Here is an 18,289-nt window from a genome sequence, read left to right as displayed (position 1 = left end):
ATTGCACCAATATTTTATGCTGAAATCTCTGCTTTTTTTTGTTTAACTCTGGCTGAATCCAGAATATTATCTTTGCTTAATGTCATGATATATAGACGTTTTAGCCTGTTGAGCAGCGAAATTTAGCGCTAACTCATTAAAGAGACAGGTAAAAATAGTGTTGTTTACAAAAACAGCAGAACATTTTTTAACCATAATAAAACCAGAAATTTACAACTGGCATGAATGGGGATGTACGGAATGAAATACAACGCGAAAACAGTAATCGCAGGGATGGTCGCGCTGGCACTGACTCACACGGCAGCAGCGCAGGAGATTAAGGTCGCGGTCGTGGGGGCGATGTCCGGCCCGGTCGCCCAGTGGGGCGATATGGAATTTAACGGCGCGCGCCAGGCGATTAAAGACATTAACGCCAAAGGCGGGATCAAAGGCGACACCCTGGTGGGTGTGGAGTATGACGACGCCTGCGATCCGAAACAGGCCGTCGCCGTCGCCAACAAAATCGTTAACGACGGCATTAAATATGTGATTGGCCACCTGTGTTCATCATCGACCCAGCCGGCTTCCGATATCTATGAAGACGAAGGCATTCTGATGATCACCCCGGGCGCGACCAACCCGGAACTGACCCAGCGCGGCTATCAGATGATCATGCGTACCGCCGGGTTAGATTCCGCACAAGGCCCAACGGCGGCGAACTATATTCTGGAAACCGTGAAGCCGCAGCGTATCGCCATCATCCATGACAAACAGCAATACGGCGAAGGCCTGGCGCGTTCCGTTCAGGACGGCCTGAAAAAAGGCGGTGCCAACGTGGTGTTCTTTGACGGCATCACCGCAGGCGAGAAAGATTTCTCCGCACTACTGGCGCGCCTGCAAAAAGAAAATATCGATTTCGTGTATTACGGCGGTTACTACCCGGAAATGGGCCAGATGCTGCGCCAGGCGCGCGCCACCGGCCTGAAAACCCAGTTTATGGGCCCGGAAGGCGTAGGTAACGCGTCGCTTTCCAATATTGCGGGCGATGCGGGCGAGGGGATGTTAGTGACCATGCCGAAACGCTATGACCAGGAAGCCTCCAACAAGGCTATCGTGGATGCCCTGAAAGCCGACAAAAAAGATGCCAGCGGCCCGTATGTGTGGATCACCTATGCCGCCGTACAGTCACTGGCGACTGCGATGGACAGAAGCGGTTCAAAAGAACCGACTGATTTGATTAAGGACTTGAAACAACACGGGGCTGATACCGTGATTGGGCCGCTGAACTGGGATGAAAAAGGCGATCTGAAGGGATTTGAATTTGGTGTATTCCAGTGGCATGCCGACGGGTCGTCAACCAACGTGGCGAAATAAACGCGCACCGTGGATCGCTGACCTGAACGAGTGAAAAAGGTTACGTTATGTCCGAGCAGTTCCTCTATTTTTTGCAGCAAATGTTTAATGGCGTCACGCTGGGGAGTACCTACGCGCTGATCGCCATCGGCTACACCATGGTGTACGGCATTATCGGCATGATTAACTTCGCCCACGGCGAGGTGTACATGATCGGCAGTTACGTCTCCTTTATGATCGTGGCGGCGCTTATGATGATGGGTATCGACGCCAGCTGGCTGCTGGTGGGTGCGGCCTTTATCGGGGCGATTGTCATTGCCAGCGCCTACGGCTGGAGCATCGAGCGGGTCGCCTATCGCCCGGTGCGTAGCTCCAAGCGCCTGATCGCGCTGATTTCCGCCATCGGGATGTCCATTTTCCTGCAAAACTACGTCAGCCTGACCCAGGGTTCGCGCGATGTGGCGCTGCCGAGCCTGTTTAACGGCCAGTGGCTGGTGGGCAGCAGTGAAAACTTCACTGCCACCATCACCACCATGCAGCTTGTTATCTGGATCGTCACCTTCCTGGCGATGCTGGCGCTGACCCTTTTCATTCGTTATTCCCGCATGGGCCGCGCCTGCCGCGCCTGTGCCGAAGACCTGAAAATGGCCAGCCTGCTCGGCATTAATACTGACCGCGTCATCTCGCTGACCTTCGTGATCGGCGCGGCGATGGCGGCGGTTGCTGGGGTTCTGTTGGGCCAGTTCTACGGCGTAATTAACCCGTACATCGGCTTTATGGCGGGGATGAAAGCCTTTACCGCTGCGGTATTGGGCGGCATCGGCAGCATTCCGGGCGCGATGATCGGCGGGCTGATCCTCGGCCTGACCGAAGCGCTGACCTCTGCCTACCTGAGCACCGAATATAAAGATGTGGTCTCTTTCGCCCTGTTAATTGGCGTATTGCTGGTCATGCCTACCGGTATTCTGGGCCGCCCGGAGGTAGAGAAAGTATGAAACCGATGCATTTTGCCATGGCGCTGCTCTCTGCCGTGATGTTCTTCGTGCTGGCTGGCGTGATGATGGGCGTTCAGTTAAGCCTGTCCGGCACCAAACTGGTGGTGGATACCGCCTCTGCGATCCGCTGGCAGTGGATTGCAGTGGGTACGGCAGTGGTGTTTCTGTTCCAGCTGCTGCGCCCCTTGTTCCAGAAAAGCTTCAAAAAAGTCTCCGGACCGAAGTTCATTCTGCCCGCGATTGATGGTTCCACGCCGAAACAAAAACTGTTCCTGGTGGCGCTGCTGGTACTGGCGGTGGCCTGGCCGTTTATGGTGTCGCGCGGCACGGTGGATATCGCCACCCTGACCATGATTTACGTGATCCTCGGCCTGGGCCTGAACGTGGTTGTGGGGCTGTCTGGCCTGCTCGTGCTGGGTTACGGCGGTTTCTATGCCATCGGCGCGTACACTTTTGCGCTGCTGAACCACTATTACGGTCTCGGCTTCTGGACCTGTCTCCCGCTGGCGGGCCTGGTGGCTGCGGCGGCAGGCTTCCTGCTGGGCTTCCCGGTGCTGCGTTTGCGCGGCGACTATCTGGCGATTGTCACCTTAGGCTTTGGTGAAATCGTCCGTATTTTGCTGCTCAACAACACTGAAGTGACCGGCGGACCGAACGGCATCAGCCAGATCCCCAAACCGACGCTGTTCGGCCTGGAGTTTAGCCGCATGCCGCGCGAAGGGGGCTGGGATACCTTCAGCAACTTCTTCGGCATGAAGTACGACCCCAGCGATCGCATTATTTTCCTCTATCTGGTGGCGCTGCTGCTGGTGGTGATCACCCTGTTTGTGATTAACCGCCTGCTGCGTATGCCGCTGGGCCGCGCCTGGGAAGCGCTGCGTGAAGATGAGATCGCCTGCCGTTCCCTGGGCCTCAATCCGACGCGCATCAAGCTGACCGCGTTTACCATCAGCGCCGCGTTTGCCGGTTTCGCCGGGACGCTGTTTGCCGCACGCCAGGGCTTTGTTAGCCCGGAATCCTTCACCTTTGCCGAATCGGCGTTTGTGCTGGCGATTGTGGTGCTTGGCGGGATGGGCTCGCAGTTCGCGGTTATCCTGGCGGCTATCCTGCTGGTGGTGTCGCGCGAGCTGATGCGTGATTTCAACGAGTACAGCATGCTGATGCTGGGCGGTCTGATGGTGCTGATGATGATCTGGCGTCCGCAGGGGCTGCTGCCGATGACGCGTCCTCAGTTGAAGTTGAAGAATGGGCACGCCGCTGAAGGAGAGAAAGCATGAGTCAGCCACTTTTAAGCGTTGAAGGCCTGATGATGCGTTTTGGCGGCCTGCTGGCGGTCAACAATGTCTCTCTGGAGCTGCGCGAACACGAAATCGTGTCGTTAATCGGCCCGAACGGCGCAGGGAAAACCACGGTGTTCAACTGCCTGACCGGTTTTTATAAGCCGACCGGCGGCACCATCAAACTGCGCGACAAGCATCTTGAGGGCCTGCCGGGCCAGCAAATTGCGCGTATGGGCGTGGTGCGTACCTTCCAGCACGTGCGTCTGTTCCGCGAAATGACGGTGATTGAAAACCTGCTGGTGGCACAGCATCAGCAGTTAAAAACCGGTCTGTTTTCCGGCCTGCTGAAAACCCCGGCGTTTCGCCGCACCCAGAGCGAAGCGCTGGATCGCGCCGCCACCTGGCTCGACCGTATCGGGCTGCTGGCGCACGCCAACCGCCAGGCCAGTAACCTGGCCTACGGCGACCAGCGCCGTCTGGAGATTGTGCGCTGCATGGTAACTCAGCCGGAAATTCTGATGCTGGATGAACCGGCGGCGGGCCTGAACCCGAAAGAGACCAAAGAGCTGGATGAACTGATCGTCGAGCTGCGCGACCACCACAACACCACCATCCTGCTGATTGAGCACGATATGAAACTGGTGATGGGGATTTCCGATCGCATTTACGTGGTAAACCAGGGCACGCCGCTGGCTAACGGCACGCCGGAGCAGATCCGAAATAACCCTGATGTAATCCGCGCATACCTGGGCGAGGCATAAGATGGAAAAAGTCATGTTGTCTTTTGACAAAGTCAGCGCCCATTACGGCAAAATCCAGGCGCTGCACGACGTCAGTTTGCAGATTAAGCAGGGGGAGATCGTTACCCTGATCGGGGCCAACGGCGCGGGTAAAACCACGCTGCTCGGCACGCTGTGCGGCGATCCGCGTGCTACCAGCGGGCGGATCGTGTTTGACGGCAAAGATATTACCGACTGGCATACCGCCAAAATCATGCGTGAAGCAGTAGCGATTGTGCCGGAAGGGCGCCGCGTGTTCTCCCGGATGACGGTGGAAGAGAACCTGGCGATGGGCGGCTTCTTTGCCGATCGCCAGCAGTATCACGAACGCATCGAGCGGGTATATCAGTTATTTCCACGCCTGCACGAGCGCCGCATCCAGCGCGCGGGCACCATGTCCGGCGGCGAACAGCAGATGCTGGCGATTGGCCGCGCCCTGATGAGCCAGCCGCGCCTGCTGCTACTGGATGAACCGTCGCTGGGTCTCGCGCCGATCATCATCCAGCAGATTTTCGACACCATCGAACAGCTGCGCGAAGAGGGGATGACCATCTTTCTGGTAGAGCAGAACGCCAACCAGGCCCTGAAGCTTGCCGATCGCGGCTATGTGCTGGAAAACGGCCACGTGGTGCTATCCGATACCGGTGATGCGCTGCTGGCGAACGAAGCGGTGCGTAGCGCGTATTTGGGTGGGTAAGGTTTTTATCCTCTGAGCAAGGAGCCGCCAGGCTCCTTTTTACGTCTCAGTTGTAAAACTGATTTGCATGTATAAGGAGGTTCTATGCAAACCATGAATTACAGCGAAGCACGTCAAAATTTGGCAGCTGCTCATGATAGCGCCGCGTCACTATTATCCGACGGGGTCACAAACCCGTAGTGATCATTAGCGTAGAAGAGTTCGAACGCTATCAGTCCACAAAAATGGATATGGAGTTTGCAGACATTATGACGGTTCACGGCAATGAAATTCAGGAACTGGCGGATAAATAACAGTTCTGTTTATCTCAGCGGAAGAGATAATGCGTTTTCACGACAGCCAGCCAATTGCAAGCATCGCAGTAAGGCAAGCCCTTTTCCGAAAAAAGAGCCGAAAGGCTCTTTTCTTTGTCTCATTTGCTATTGTCCCGGAGGGAAATTATTCACCTTGCAAAGGAGCGTCGAATGACCCTTTCTTCTGTAAAACGCGTTTTATACCTATCGCTTATTGTCGTTGTGCCTGCCGTCGCTAATCCTGTTGAGACATCCAAACCCGATCTTCACGACCCGCAAATATGGCAAACGTCGCCGGAGCCGCTCAGCGCGCAAGAAAAGGAAGAACAGTGCCGGGTATTTCAGACCTCCGCTTGCCCGTATGCTCAGGACACGCAGTCTGATATTCAGCGTGAAGCGCAGCGCCGTGAACAAAGCCGTTATGACAATATTCAGAAAGAAGGGGAGTGGCGTCAGGTTAAACCGCGTTAGCCGTCATTTTACATATGCAATAAACGGCTCTACTGGAGCCGATATAGCAACGTGTCAGGGGCAATGACAGACTGCACAAAGCCGTAATACTGATAAAATTCTCGTGCTTTCTCATCAATGGCATGGACCATAATAGCCTTAATACCTACGTGTTCAGCGATTCTGATGACACGGTCCGTCGCATCTTTTAACAGCCATTTACCCATATTATGCCCCTGATATTCGGCATCAACTGCCAGCCGACCCAGCAAAATTACGGGAATAGGATCTGGCATATTCTGGCGCAAACCACGCGATGCATGAATATGATCGACTGAGCCCGACGCCAGGCAATAATATCCCACAACAATATGGGTTCCCGCCTGGCAGCTGACAAAGGTTCGGGATGCATTGAGTGTCTGATTCTTGTAAGCGCGGCGCACTAACCAGTCATCCAGCACAGGGTTACCGCAGCGAAATTGAGTTAAGTCATGCTCGCCAGTTAGTAAGACTGGTTGCGTTACGTTTATTCCCATTCCGGCTTCACATCCCTTAAACGGTTGCGTCCTTCCGTGTTTTCCAGCGGCGCTTCAAGCTGTTCGATAAAAGCGGCGTAGCGCTCGTCGTCCAGCATAAACATCCGTTGATCGAGAATGATGTTTTGCGCCTCGTTGTAAGCCAGTTCCAGAATAAAATCGGTGCGCGATTTATTTACCAGGCTGGCGGCATAATCGATGACCGCGCGCTCTTCAGCACTGGCGCGCAAATTGATTTGGTTTTCACGCGGCAGCTTTTTAGTGCCCGCGTAGTAGCGAGGTGAAGGCATACGTCCTCCTGTTAAAACGCAATCTTATGGATAAATAATAACCAGATGAATAGCAAATTGCTATACATAAAAATGGCATCTTAAAACCCGCTGTATAGCCACATTCATGGTTCCTTCATCTTGCTGGCATCTCTGTGTCACCGTTTTGTAATCAAAAAGTTATTTTTCTGTCATTCGCGCATGTCATGTTACCTCGCGAGCATAAAACGCGTGGTTTCGCGCATCCGGCACAACAAGAGAGATAACCGCATGACATCGTTACGTACAGCTTCAGCTCTGGCGATTGGGATGGCGTTGGCCAGTCAGTCTTTCGCTGCTACCCCTATTCCGTTCTGGCATTCCATGGAAGGCGAACTGGGTAAAGAAGTGGAATCCTTAGCGCAACGCTTTAACCAGACCCACCCGGATTACCAGATTACCCCGGTGTATAAAGGTAACTACGAGCAGAGCCTGGCGGCCGGGATTGCGGCGTTCCGCACCGGGAATGCGCCGGCGATTTTGCAAGTGTATGAAGTGGGTACCGCGACCATGATGGCATCGAAAGCCATCAAACCGGTGTACGAAGTGTTCAGCGATGCGGGCATCAAGTTTGACGAATCCCAGTTTGTGCCGACGGTGTCCGGCTATTACACCGACGCGAAAAGCGGCCATCTGCTGTCCCAGCCGTTTAACAGCTCCACTCCGGTGCTGTACTACAACAAAGACGCCTTCAAAAAAGCCGGTTTAGACCCGGAGCAGCCGCCGAAAACCTGGCAGGAGCTGGCGGAATACACCGCGAAACTGAAAGCCGCCGGGATGAAGTGCGGCTATGCCAGCGGCTGGCAGGGCTGGATCCAGATTGAAAACTTCAGCGCCTGGCACGGCCTGCCGGTCGCCACTGAGAACAACGGCTTTAACGGCACTAACGCGGTGCTGGAGTTCAACAAGCCGGAGCAGGTGAAGCATATCGCCATGCTGCAAGAGCTGAACAAGAAAGGGGATTTCACCTATTTTGGCCGTAAGGATGAATCCACCGAGAAGTTCTATAACGGTGACTGCGCCATTACCACCGCCTCTTCCGGTTCGCTGGCAGACATCCGCCACTACGCCAAATTCAACTACGGCGTGGGGATGATGCCGTACGATGCCGACGCCAAAGGCGCGCCGCAAAACGCCATTATCGGCGGTGCCAGCCTGTGGGTCATGCAGGGTAAAGACCAGGAAACCTATAAAGGCGTCGCCGAGTTCCTCGACTTCCTGGCGAAACCGGAAAACGCCGCCGAATGGCACCAGAAAACCGGCTATCTGCCGATCACCAAAGCGGCCTATGACCTGACCCGCGAGCAGGGCTTTTACGATAAAAACCCCGGCGCGGATATCGCCACCCGTCAGATGCTGAACAAGCCGCCGTTGGATTACACCAAAGGGCTGCGTCTGGGCAATATGCCGCAAATCCGCACCGTGGTTGACGAAGAGCTGGAAAGCGTCTGGACCAACAAGAAAACGCCTCAGCAGGCGCTGGACGCCGCCGTTGAGCGTGGCAATCAGCTGTTGCGCCGCTTCGAACAATCCACCAAATCCTGATAAGTCTCGCCCCTCACGCTGGCCGCGCGCCGGGTGAGGGGTTTTTTATTGAGTAACGCTATGTCCTCATCACGCCCGGTATTCCAGTCCGGCTGGTTGCCGTATCTGTTGTTATTGCCCCAACTTGCTATCACGGTGGTATTTTTTATCTGGCCCGCCGGGGAAGCGCTCTGGTACTCGGTACAAAGCGTCGATCCCTTTGGCTTATCCAGCGAGTTTGTCGGCCTGGATAACTTTCACCAACTGCTGAACGACAGCTACTACCTGGACTCGTTCTGGACCACCATCAAGTTCAGCGCCATGGTGACGTTTTTCGGCCTGGTCAGCTCGCTGTTTTTCGCCGCGCTGGTGGATTATGTGGTGCGCGCCAGCCGCCTGTATCAAACCCTGATGCTGCTGCCCTACGCCGTCGCCCCCGCGATTGCCGCCGTGCTGTGGATTTTCCTGTTTAATCCCGGACGCGGGTTGATTACCCACTGGCTGGAGTTGATGGGCTATCAGTGGAATCACGCCCAGAACAGCGGGCAGGCGATGTTCCTGGTGGTGTTCGCCTCGGTGTGGAAGCAGATCAGCTATAACTTCCTGTTTTTCTTCGCCGCGTTGCAGTCGATACCCCGCTCGCTGGTGGAAGCGGCGGCCATAGACGGTGCCGGTCCGGTGCGCCGGTTCTTTAAGCTGTCGCTGCCGCTGATTGCCCCGGTGAGCTTCTTCCTGTTGGTGGTGAATCTGGTTTACGCCTTCTTCGACACCTTCCCGGTGATCGACGCCGCCACCGCCGGTGGGCCGGTGCAGGCCACTACCACACTTATCTACAAAATCTACCGGGAAGGCTTTGCCGGGCTGGATCTGTCGGCCTCGGCGGCGCAGTCGGTAGTGCTGATGGCGCTGGTGATTGTGCTGACGGTGGTGCAGTTCCGCTACGTTGAAAAAAGGGTGCGATACCAATGATAGAACACCGTCGCGGGCTGGATATCTTCAGCCATTGCATGCTCATCCTCGGTATCGCCGTGATCCTGTTCCCGATGTACGTGGCTTTTGTGGCCGCCACCCTGGACAGCAAAGCGGTATTCGAGACCCCGATGACGCTGATCCCCGGCGGCCATCTGTGGGAAAACCTCAGCCATATCTGGCAGCACGGCGTGGGGGCCAACAGCGCGCCGTTCGGCCTGATGCTGTTTAACAGCCTGGTGATGGCACTGACCATTACGGTGGGCAAAATCGCGGTATCGATCCTGTCGGCATTCGCCATCGTCTGGTTCCGCTTCCCGCTGCGCAATCTTTGTTTCTGGATGATTTTTATCACCCTGATGCTGCCGGTGGAAGTGCGTATTTTCCCGACGGTAGAGGTGATCGCCAACCTGAAGCTGCTCGACAGCTATACCGGCCTGACGTTGCCGCTGATGGCATCCGCCACCGCCACTTTTCTGTTCCGCCAGTTCTTTATGACATTGCCCGATGAGCTGATAGAAGCGGCGCGCATTGACGGCGCATCGCCGATGCGCTTTTTCCGCGACATCGTGCTGCCGCTTTCCCGCACCAATCTGGCGGCGCTGTTTGTTATCACCTTTATCTACGGCTGGAACCAGTATCTGTGGCCGCTGTTGATCGTCAGCGACGTCAATCTGGGCACCGCCGTGGCGGGTATTAAAGGGATGATTTCAACCGGCGAGGGCAGCACCCAATGGAACCAGGTAATGGCGGCGATGTTGCTGACGTTGATCCCGCCGGTGGTGATTGTTTTAGTGATGCAGCGCGCGTTTGTGCGCGGCTTAGTGGACAGTGAGAAATAACATGGCCGGACTAAAATTACAGGCAGTAACCAAAAGCTGGGACGGCAAAACCCAGGTGATTAAGCCGCTGACCGTGGACGTGGCGGACGGCGAATTTATCGTGATGGTCGGTCCGTCGGGCTGCGGAAAATCCACGCTACTGCGCATGGTTGCCGGGCTGGAGCGCGTCACCAGCGGTGATATCTGGATCGATAATCAACGCGTCACCGAACTGGAGCCGAAAGCGCGCGGCATCGCCATGGTATTCCAGAACTACGCGCTGTATCCGCACATGAACGTCGAAGAGAACATGGCGTGGGGCCTGAAAATCCGCGGCATGGGCAAAGGGCACATCGAGGCGCGGGTCAATGAAGCGGCGCGTATTCTGGAGCTGGATGGCTTACTGAAACGCCGTCCGCGCGAACTCTCCGGTGGCCAGCGCCAGCGCGTGGCGATGGGCCGCGCTATCGTGCGCGATCCGGCGGTGTTCCTGTTCGACGAGCCGCTCTCCAACCTCGACGCCAAACTGCGGGTGCAGATGCGTCTCGAGCTGCAACAGCTGCACCGCCGCCTGAAAACCACCAGCCTTTACGTCACCCACGATCAGGTGGAAGCGATGACCCTGGCGCAGCGGGTGCTGGTGATGAATAAGGGCGTCGCCGAGCAGATCGGGACGCCGGTTGAAGTCTATGAGCGCCCCGCGTCGCGCTTTGTGGCGAGCTTTATCGGCTCGCCCGCCATGAATTTGCTGGAGGGGCGCATTAACGCCCAGGGCACCCATTTTGACGCCGATGGCTTCAGCCTGCCGCTGGGGGCGCGCCATCTGGCGCTGGCCGGGCGCGTGGTGACGCTGGGTATCCGCCCCGAACATATTGCGCTAAGCTCACAGGCCGCAGGCGGCGTGCCGCTCAACGTGCAAACGCTTGAGATGCTGGGTGCGGACAACCTGGCGCACGGGCGGTTCGGCGAGCAAAAAGTGATTGTGCGCCTTGCGCATCAGCACCGGCCTGTGGCGGGCTCGACGCTCTGGCTGCATCTGCCGCCGGAGCATCTGCACTTTTTCGATGGTGAAACAGGAATACGTCTATGAATAACTGGCCTTACCCTGCGATTGTCGCCCACCGGGGCGGCGGCAAGCTGGCTCCCGAAAATACCCTGGCGGCTATCAATGTGGGGGCGCGTTATGGGCACACCATGATCGAGTTTGACGCCAAGCTTTCCAGAGACGGGCAGATCTTTTTACTGCATGACGACACGCTTGAGCGCACCAGCAACGGTTGGGGGATCGCGGGCCATCTCGACTGGGATGACCTGGTGAAAGTGGACGCGGGTAGCTGGTACAGCGGCGAGTTCAAAGGCGAATCCCTGCCGCTGCTCAAAGACGTGGCTGCGCGCTGTCGCGAGCACGGCATGATGGCAAATATCGAGATCAAACCCACCACCGGCGTGGACGCGCAAACCGGTAAAGTGGTGGCGCTGGCGGCACGTGATTTATGGCAGGGCATGACGCCACCGCTGCTTTCGTCGTTTTCCGTAGCCGCGCTGGAAGCCGCACAACAGGCCGCGCCGGAACTGCCGCGCGGATTATTGCTGGATGAATGGCGCAGCGACTGGCGTGAACTGACGGCGCGCCTTGAGTGCGTGTCGATTCACCTGAATCATAAACTGCTGGATGAGGCGCGGATCGCGGCGCTGAAGGCGGCGGGGCTGAAAATCCTCGTCTACACCGTTAACAATCCCCAGCGCGCCGCCACGCTGCTGCGCTGGGGGGTTGATAGCATTTGCACCGATCGCATTGACGAGATCGGCCCGCATTTTAACGCTTAAGGCCCAATGGTTTTCAGCGGGATATTCGGCTGTGGCATGGTGGTGACGCCCTGATTGCTCAGGGTGCCGTTATTGGGCCGCAGCATATCGCCGTTGGTTTTATCGGGTAGCATATGCTGCTGATTATTCAGCATCCGGTCCTGGCTGGATGAGCCGTTATTCAGCATACTGCCGCTGGTATTGGGCAGCATCTGCTGGGTTTGCGGATTCAGCTCGCCCGGCGCGGATTCTCTGATGCGCTGCGTATTAGTGTTGATCTGCGATTCCAGATGCTGCTGCTGAACCCGGGTCTGGGTCTGCAATTGCTGGTTCAGCATTCCTTTCTGCTGGATTTGCTGGCTCTGCATCTGGTTTTGCATCCGCTGCTCGCTTGGATTGACGAACCCCGGCTGATTCGGGTTATTCAACACATTAATCGGCTGTGCAAAGCTACAGGGCGACAGAAGCGCCGCCAGAATTAACAGTTTTTTCATCATCATTCCTCCTCGTGAAGGATCTTCTAAGTTTACTCGCTTTCCGGCAGTACGATGATTTTTTAAGAGTTGTGAACCAGGCTTAAGCGGGGGACGAGCCCCGTGAAACCCGGAGAACAACAATGAAGATGATGTGGAAAGCCCTGCCTGCATTACTCATGGGTCTGTGTCTGTCGGCGTTTGCCGCGCCGCCCCCTACAGCCGCACCCGTTTCCTATGGCGTGGAAGAGGATGTGTTTCATCCCGTTCGTGCCCGGCAGGGGATGGTCGCCTCGGTGGATGCCACCGCCACCAGGGTCGGCGTCGAGATCCTGAAAAAAGGCGGCAATGCGGTGGATGCCGCCGTGGCGGTAGGTTTTGCGCTGGCGGTGACGCATCCCCAGGCCGGTAACCTCGGCGGCGGCGGGTTTATGATGCTGCGTACCAAAGACGGCAACACCACTGCCATTGATTTCCGCGAAATGGCCCCGCAAAAAGCCACCAAAGATATGTTCCTCGACGCTGCGGGTAACGCCGACAGCAAAAAATCCCTGACTTCACACCTCGCGACCGGTACGCCGGGCACCGTGGCGGGCTTTGCGCTGGCGCTGCAAAAATACGGCACCATGCCGCTAAACCAGGTGGTGCAGCCAGCGATCCTGCTGGCGCGTGACGGCTTCATGGTCAACGACGCGCTGGCAGACGATCTCAAAACCTACGGCAGCGAAACGCTACCCAATCATCCCAACAGTAAAGCCATCTTCTGGAAAACCGACGGTAACCCGCTGCAAAAAGGCGACAAACTGGTGCAGGCCAATCTCGCCAAATCGCTGGAGATGATTGCCGAAACCGGGCCGGATGCGTTTTATAAAGGCGCAATCGCCGATCAGATTGCCGATGAGATGGCAAAAAACGGCGGGCTAATTAGCAAGGAAGATTTAGCCAACTACAAAGCGGTAGAGCGCAAACCAATCAGCGGCGACTACCGTGGATACCAGGTATTCTCTATGCCACCGCCGTCCTCCGGCGGGATCCACATCGTGCAGATCCTCAATATCCTGGAAAACTTCGACCTGAAGAAATATGGCTTCGGTAGCGCCGATACCCTGCAAATCATGGCCGAAGCGGAGAAATTCGCCTATGCCGACCGTTCGGAATACCTAGGCGATCCGGATTTTGTGAAGGTGCCCTGGCAGGCGCTGACCGATAAAGCCTATGCCAAAACCCTGGCGGACCAGATCGATCTGGCGAAGGCGCGCCCGTCGAAAGAGATCAAACCCGGCAACCTCGCGCCTTACGAGAGTAATCAAACCACCCATTTCTCGGTGGTAGATAAAGACGGCAACGCGGTGGCGGTCACCTATACCCTGAACACTACTTTTGGCAGCGGCATTGTTGCTGGCAATACCGGGATCCTGCTGAATAACGAAATGGACGACTTCTCGGCGAAGCCGGGCGTGCCTAACGTTTACGGCCTGGTTGGCGGTGAAGCGAACGCAGTGGGGCCGAATAAACGCCCGCTGTCGTCGATGTCGCCCACCATCGTAGTGAAAGATGGCAAAACCTGGCTAGTCACCGGCAGCCCAGGCGGCAGCCGGATTATCACTACCGTATTGCAGATGGTAGTGAACAGTATTGATTTCGGGATGAACATCGCCGAAGCCACTAACGCGCCGCGCTTCCATCATCAGTGGCTACCGGACGAGCTGTGGGTTGAAAAAGGGTTTAGCCCCGACACGCTGAAGCTGCTGAAAGATAGAGGCCAGAACGTGGCGGTGAAAGAGGCGATGGGCAGCACTCAGAGTATTGTCGTCGGGCCGGATGGCGCGCTGTATGGCGCATCCGATCCGCGTTCCGTGGATGATTTGACGGCGGGTTATTAATCCGCCAAAAAACAGGCTGGGCGGTGAAATTCCGTCCAGCCCTCACTTTTCCTTATAATTAATGGGTATAAGACTTACCCCTTATTTACGACGTAAACGTGAATTTCCCCGCCTCGCTTGTATACCTTTTGTTCATCCTGCCGATAACTGCTGTATCTGGTGGAAAATCCACCTTGTATACAAAGGAAATAGTTATGGGTTTACTTCAACATTTCACCATTCGTTCCGTCATGGTCGCCATCCTGGGGCTACTGTGCTTGTTGTGGAGCGGTGCCGGGCTGTTTAGCGTGTTTTCGCTGAACCAGATGAGCCAGGGAAATGATGTGGATCGGCATCTGGTGCGCCAGATGACGGTGCTCAGTAAAGGGAACGATCAGTACTTTCGTTTCGTTACGCGGCTGGCACGCGTGATGGACGGAACCAAACCGGGCATGCAGCCTGATGCCACGGTGATGAAGCCGGTGCAGAAAGCGCTGGAGAATATGGCGCAGGAGCTGGCGCGATTTAAAGAGCTATCGCCAGGGCCAATGGATCAGGTTACCTCTGATAACGTCATTGCCAGCTGGCAGAAGCTGCTCGACGAGGGCATTACCCGCCAGTTCCAGCTGGCCCAGCAGGGCGATCTGGATGCGTTTCGCGCCCACGCCAACAACATCACCCCCGCGCTCAGCCGTGCGTTCGGTGCCAGCGCTGAGGAGTTTAACGCCAATGCGGGCCGGATGCTGGATGAAACCCGCGTAACGGTGGATAACCAGACCTCGCTGACCCGCACTATCATCATCGCCAGCGTGGCGCTGGGCGTGCTGATGCTGATCCTGGCTGACCGCTATCTGGTGACTATACTGGTGCGCCCGCTTAATCGGATTCGCGATCACTTCCAGCTTATCGCTAACGGCGACCTCAGCCAGCCGGTACCGCTCAAGGCTAGCCGCAACTGCGTGGGTAAACTGGTGCCGCTGCTGACGGCGATGCAGGACAGCCTGCGCGATGCGGTGAGCGCCATCCGCCAGGGCAGCGAGCATATCTGGCACGGCGCGCGGGATATCTCCGCCGGCAACCAGGATCTCTCAACCCGTACCGAAGAGCAGGCGTCGGCGCTTGTGGAAACCGCCGCCAGCATGGAGCAACTGACCGCCACCGTACAGCACAACGCCGATAACGCCCACGAAGCCAGCCAACTGGCGCAAAAGGCCTCGGCGACCGCCAGCAAAGGCGGGAAGCTGGTGGGCGATGTAGTAACCACCATGACCGGTATTTCCGGCAGTTCGAAGAAAATTGCCGATATCACTACGGTGATTAACAGCATTGCCTTCCAGACCAATATTCTGGCGCTTAACGCCGCAGTGGAAGCCGCGCGGGCGGGCGAGCAGGGGCGCGGGTTTGCGGTGGTGGCAAGTGAAGTGCGCAACCTGGCCAGCCGCAGCGGGCAGGCGGCGAAAGAGATTGAAACGCTGATTGCCGATTCTGTTCACCGGGTCGAGAAGGGCGCGGAGCTGGTCAATCAGGCGGGGATCACCATGGCGGAAATCGTCGATGCGGTGGCGCAGGTCACGGCGATTATGGAGCAGATCGCCTCGGCGACCGACGAACAGAGCAAAGGCATTGCCCAGGTTGGCGTGGCTATCACCCAGATGGATAGCGTGACGCAGCACAACGCGGCGCTGGTGGAGCAGGTATCCGCCGCTGCCGCCAGCCTGGAACGCCAGACGGCGGAATTGCAGCAGTCGGTGGAGCATTTCCGTCTGGGAGGCCATGCGCCCGTTGTGGTGGAACAAAAACCGCAGTCAGGGACGCAGGCTGCGTGGGCGGCATTTTAATCGTGGTTGCGAGGGCTGAGGTAAATTAGCGTGATGAGCGCAGGCGAGCCATAAAATAAGCGTCAACGTTTTCGCCATCGCTCATCCCTTTTGTCGTCAATAAGTTATAAAACCCTTTAAACATCATTGACTTTTAAATTTTCGGCAATCTGATTTTTTTCAAAAAAAAGCTGGACACATGCGAATGATAATGATTATTATTGTCATGCGTTCAGGGAGACCCTTACAGTGTTAACCTGAAAGCACGACATTGCTCACATTGCTTCCAGTATTTCTTAGCCAGCCTCGAGCTGGCTTTTTTTTATCCTGAATTCGCCCCGACAACTCATTCACATTTTTTGAACAGAGGCGTCAATTTTCGCCCTCTATCATCAACGACGCTGCCGGTCCACACTACTTCCATCGCAAACGAACTGGGGGTACACAATGATTTATTTACGCAAAGCAGCCGAACGCGGCCATGCCAATCACGGTTGGTTAGACTCATGGCATACCTTCTCTTTTGCCAACTATTACGATCCAAATTTTATGGGCTTTTCCGCCCTGCGCGTGATTAACGACGACGTGATCGACGCTGGTCAGGGCTTCGGCACTCACCCGCATAAAGACATGGAAATCCTGACCTACGTGCTGGAAGGCGCGATTGAGCATCAGGACAGCATGGGCAATAAAGAGCAGGTGCCTGCGGGCGAGTTCCAGATTATGAGCGCCGGGACCGGGGTGCGTCATTCCGAGTACAATCCCAGCGAAACCGAGCGTCTGCGCCTGTATCAAATCTGGATCATCCCGGAAAAAAATGGCATTGAGCCGCGCTACGAGCAGCGCCGCTTCGACGCAACACAGGGCCGCCAGCTGGTGCTGTCGCCTGATGCCCGCGACGGTTCGCTGAAAGTGAACCAGGATATGGAACTGTCGCGCTGGGCGCTGTTGAAAGACGAGCAGGGCGTGTATCAGATTGCCGCTGACCGCAATGTCTGGATCCAGGTGGTAAAAGGCAACGTGACCATTAACGGTACCAAAGCCACCACCAGCGACGGTCTGGCGATCCGTGACGAGCAGGCGCTTTCTATCCACGCCGACAGCGACAGCGAAATCCTGCTGTTTGATCTGCCGCCGGTCTGATATCTGCCTTAACAGCGCATCGTCAAAGCGGTGCGCTGCATTCAAAAATCCGCGCTTTTTCCCGGGCTTCCGCTGTATACAGAGGAAGCCCGGGCGTCGTCCATGATAAACTCGCTGAACAGATCCATTTTGCGCCTTCGAGACGATGAAAAAGAAAAGACCGGTACTACAGGATGTGGCTGATCGCGTAGGCGTGACGAAAATGACCGTCAGCCGCTTCTTGCGCAATCCCGAACAGGTGTCCGAGGCGCTGCGCGGTAAAATCGCCGCCGCGCTGGATGAGCTGGGCTACATTCCCAACCGCGCGCCCGATATTCTTTCCAACGCCACCAGCCGCGCCATCGGCGTGCTGCTGCCGTCGCTCACTAACCAGGTGTTTGCTGAAGTGCTGCGCGGTATCGAAAGCGTGATTGACGCCCATGGCTACCAGACCATGCTGGCGCACTACGGCTATAAGCCCGAGCTGGAAGAGGAGCGCCTGGAATCGATGCTCTCCTGGAATATCGACGGGCTAATTCTTACCGAACGCACCCACACGCCGCGCACGCTCAAAATGATTGAAGTGGCGGGGATCCCCGTGGTCGAGCTAATGGACAGCGTTTCTCCGTGCCTGGACATCGCTGTCGGTTTCAACAATTTTGAAGCGGCGCGCCAGATGACGGCGGAAATCATCGTACGCGGCCACACCCACGTGGCGTATCTGGGGGCGCGTCTGGATGAGCGAACCATTCAGAAGCAGCGCGGCTATGAGCAGGCGATGCGCGATGCGGGCCTGACGCCGTACAGCGTGATGGTCGAGCAATCCTCTTCTTATTCCACCGGCATTGAACTGCTGCGCCAGGCGCGGCGCGAATTCCCTCAACTTGACAGCATCTTCTGCACCAATGACGATTTAGCTATCGGCGCGGCATTCGAGTGCCAGCGGCTGGGGCTGCGTATTCCTGACGATATGGCGATTGCCGGTTTTCACGGCCACGATATCGGGCAGGTGATGGAACCCCGGCTGGCGAGCGTGCTGACGCCGCGTGAACGCATGGGGCGAATTGGCGCGGAACGCCTGCTGGCGCGCATCCGGGGCGAAATCGTGACGCCTAAATTGTTAGATTTAGGTTTCACATTGTCGCCAGGCGGATCGATTTAACCTCGCCAAATTTGAACTAGCTCACACTTATTAACACTGGCGACGCACGGAGATTGCGTCGCC

Annotated in this window: 18 protein-coding genes and 1 pseudogene; 16 read left to right on the top strand and 3 right to left on the bottom strand. The window is 56.5% G+C overall.

Going from position 1 to position 18,289, the window contains the following annotated elements:
* Positions 1 to 240 precede the first annotated feature (240 nt).
* From livK to FND52_RS15345, 7 genes and pseudogenes are all read left to right on the top strand, one after another.
* Positions 241 to 1,353 carry a high-affinity branched-chain amino acid ABC transporter substrate-binding protein LivK gene (livK, locus tag FND52_RS15375; protein WP_144131695.1) on the top strand — a complete coding sequence of 371 codons (1,113 nt, stop codon included), beginning with the start codon at positions 241 to 243 and terminating at the stop codon, positions 1,351 to 1,353.
* A gap of 47 nt (positions 1,354 to 1,400) precedes the next feature.
* The gene (gene livH, locus FND52_RS15370) at positions 1,401 to 2,327 is read left to right on the top strand and encodes a high-affinity branched-chain amino acid ABC transporter permease LivH (protein ID WP_125292609.1); all 927 of its coding nucleotides are present in this window, start codon (positions 1,401 to 1,403) and stop codon (positions 2,325 to 2,327) included.
* Positions 2,324 to 3,604, top strand: a complete 1,281-nt coding sequence (locus tag FND52_RS15365) for a high-affinity branched-chain amino acid ABC transporter permease LivM (protein ID WP_144131693.1) — start codon at positions 2,324 to 2,326, stop codon at positions 3,602 to 3,604. The genes livH and FND52_RS15365 overlap by 4 nt, the downstream gene beginning before the upstream one ends.
* Complete coding sequence (gene livG / locus FND52_RS15360) at positions 3,601 to 4,368, top strand: high-affinity branched-chain amino acid ABC transporter ATP-binding protein LivG (protein ID WP_125292607.1); 768 nt, start codon at positions 3,601 to 3,603, stop codon at positions 4,366 to 4,368. The genes FND52_RS15365 and livG overlap by 4 nt, the downstream gene beginning before the upstream one ends.
* A gap of 1 nt (position 4,369) precedes the next feature.
* Positions 4,370 to 5,083 (top strand): high-affinity branched-chain amino acid ABC transporter ATP-binding protein LivF, encoded by a 714-nt coding sequence (gene livF, locus FND52_RS15355; RefSeq protein WP_125292606.1) that lies wholly within the window; start codon positions 4,370 to 4,372, stop codon positions 5,081 to 5,083.
* A gap of 84 nt (positions 5,084 to 5,167) precedes the next feature.
* A pseudogene (locus tag FND52_RS15350) lies at positions 5,168 to 5,376 on the top strand (type II toxin-antitoxin system Phd/YefM family antitoxin).
* 171 nt (positions 5,377 to 5,547) lie between these two features.
* Entirely contained in the window at positions 5,548 to 5,847 is a 300-nt protein-coding gene (locus FND52_RS15345; protein ID WP_144131691.1) for a hypothetical protein, read from the top strand.
* A 29-nt stretch (positions 5,848 to 5,876) separates the two neighbouring features.
* Here the strand turns inward: FND52_RS15345 and FND52_RS15340 are convergent, their stop codons facing one another.
* Both FND52_RS15340 and FND52_RS15335 read right to left on the bottom strand, forming a co-directional pair.
* On the bottom strand, positions 5,877 to 6,362 hold the full coding sequence (locus FND52_RS15340) for a GNAT family N-acetyltransferase (protein ID WP_167509368.1): 486 nt from the start codon (positions 6,360 to 6,362) through the stop codon (positions 5,877 to 5,879).
* Entirely contained in the window at positions 6,353 to 6,652 is a 300-nt protein-coding gene (locus FND52_RS15335) for a type II toxin-antitoxin system TacA family antitoxin (protein WP_144131689.1), read from the bottom strand. The genes FND52_RS15340 and FND52_RS15335 overlap by 10 nt, the downstream gene beginning before the upstream one ends.
* Positions 6,653 to 6,901: 249 nt before the next feature.
* Between FND52_RS15335 and ugpB the strand changes: the two genes are divergently transcribed.
* The 5 genes from ugpB to ugpQ are packed head-to-tail and all read left to right on the top strand — an operon-like array spanning position 6,902 to position 11,811.
* On the top strand, positions 6,902 to 8,215 hold the full coding sequence (gene ugpB / locus FND52_RS15330; RefSeq protein ID WP_144131687.1) for a sn-glycerol-3-phosphate ABC transporter substrate-binding protein UgpB: 1,314 nt from the start codon (positions 6,902 to 6,904) through the stop codon (positions 8,213 to 8,215).
* Between the two features lie 60 nt (positions 8,216 to 8,275).
* Positions 8,276 to 9,163 (top strand): sn-glycerol-3-phosphate ABC transporter permease UgpA, encoded by an 888-nt coding sequence (gene ugpA, locus FND52_RS15325; protein ID WP_144131685.1) that lies wholly within the window; start codon positions 8,276 to 8,278, stop codon positions 9,161 to 9,163.
* Positions 9,160 to 10,005, top strand: a complete 846-nt coding sequence (ugpE, locus tag FND52_RS15320) for a sn-glycerol-3-phosphate ABC transporter permease UgpE (RefSeq protein ID WP_125292602.1) — start codon at positions 9,160 to 9,162, stop codon at positions 10,003 to 10,005. The genes ugpA and ugpE overlap by 4 nt, the downstream gene beginning before the upstream one ends.
* A gap of 1 nt (position 10,006) precedes the next feature.
* Positions 10,007 to 11,074 carry a sn-glycerol-3-phosphate import ATP-binding protein UgpC gene (locus FND52_RS15315; RefSeq protein WP_144131683.1) on the top strand — a complete coding sequence of 356 codons (1,068 nt, stop codon included), beginning with the start codon at positions 10,007 to 10,009 and terminating at the stop codon, positions 11,072 to 11,074.
* Complete coding sequence (ugpQ, locus tag FND52_RS15310) at positions 11,071 to 11,811, top strand: glycerophosphodiester phosphodiesterase (protein WP_144131681.1); 741 nt, start codon at positions 11,071 to 11,073, stop codon at positions 11,809 to 11,811. Before FND52_RS15315 ends, ugpQ begins: the two co-directional genes overlap by 4 nt.
* On the opposite strand, the gene FND52_RS15305 is transcribed toward ugpQ, so the two are convergent.
* Positions 11,808 to 12,284, bottom strand: a complete 477-nt coding sequence (locus tag FND52_RS15305) for a DUF2756 family protein (protein ID WP_125292599.1) — start codon at positions 12,282 to 12,284, stop codon at positions 11,808 to 11,810. The genes ugpQ and FND52_RS15305 overlap by 4 nt on opposite strands.
* A 122-nt stretch (positions 12,285 to 12,406) precedes the next feature.
* Here FND52_RS15305 and ggt point away from each other — a divergent pair, with 122 nt between their 5' ends.
* From ggt to gntR, 4 genes are all read left to right on the top strand, one after another.
* Positions 12,407 to 14,146, top strand: coding sequence for a gamma-glutamyltransferase (gene ggt / locus FND52_RS15300; protein WP_125292598.1), 1,740 nt, complete (start codon positions 12,407 to 12,409; stop codon positions 14,144 to 14,146).
* A 194-nt stretch (positions 14,147 to 14,340) separates the two neighbouring features.
* Positions 14,341 to 15,963, top strand: a complete 1,623-nt coding sequence (locus tag FND52_RS15295) for a methyl-accepting chemotaxis protein (RefSeq protein ID WP_244290577.1) — start codon at positions 14,341 to 14,343, stop codon at positions 15,961 to 15,963.
* Positions 15,964 to 16,389: 426 nt separating this feature from the next.
* Complete coding sequence (locus tag FND52_RS15290) at positions 16,390 to 17,085, top strand: pirin family protein (RefSeq protein WP_144131679.1); 696 nt, start codon at positions 16,390 to 16,392, stop codon at positions 17,083 to 17,085.
* Positions 17,086 to 17,230: 145 nt separating this feature from the next.
* A complete protein-coding gene (gntR, locus tag FND52_RS15285; RefSeq protein ID WP_125292594.1) occupies positions 17,231 to 18,226 on the top strand; it encodes a gluconate operon transcriptional repressor GntR in 996 nt (331 codons plus the stop codon).
* The last annotated feature ends 63 nt before the right edge of the window (positions 18,227 to 18,289 follow it).

The sequence above is a fragment of the Atlantibacter subterraneus genome, from assembly GCF_007570865.1.
GTDB classification, from domain to species: domain Bacteria; phylum Pseudomonadota; class Gammaproteobacteria; order Enterobacterales; family Enterobacteriaceae; genus Atlantibacter; species Atlantibacter subterraneus.
This window is presented reverse-complemented; position numbering and strand designations above follow the sequence as displayed.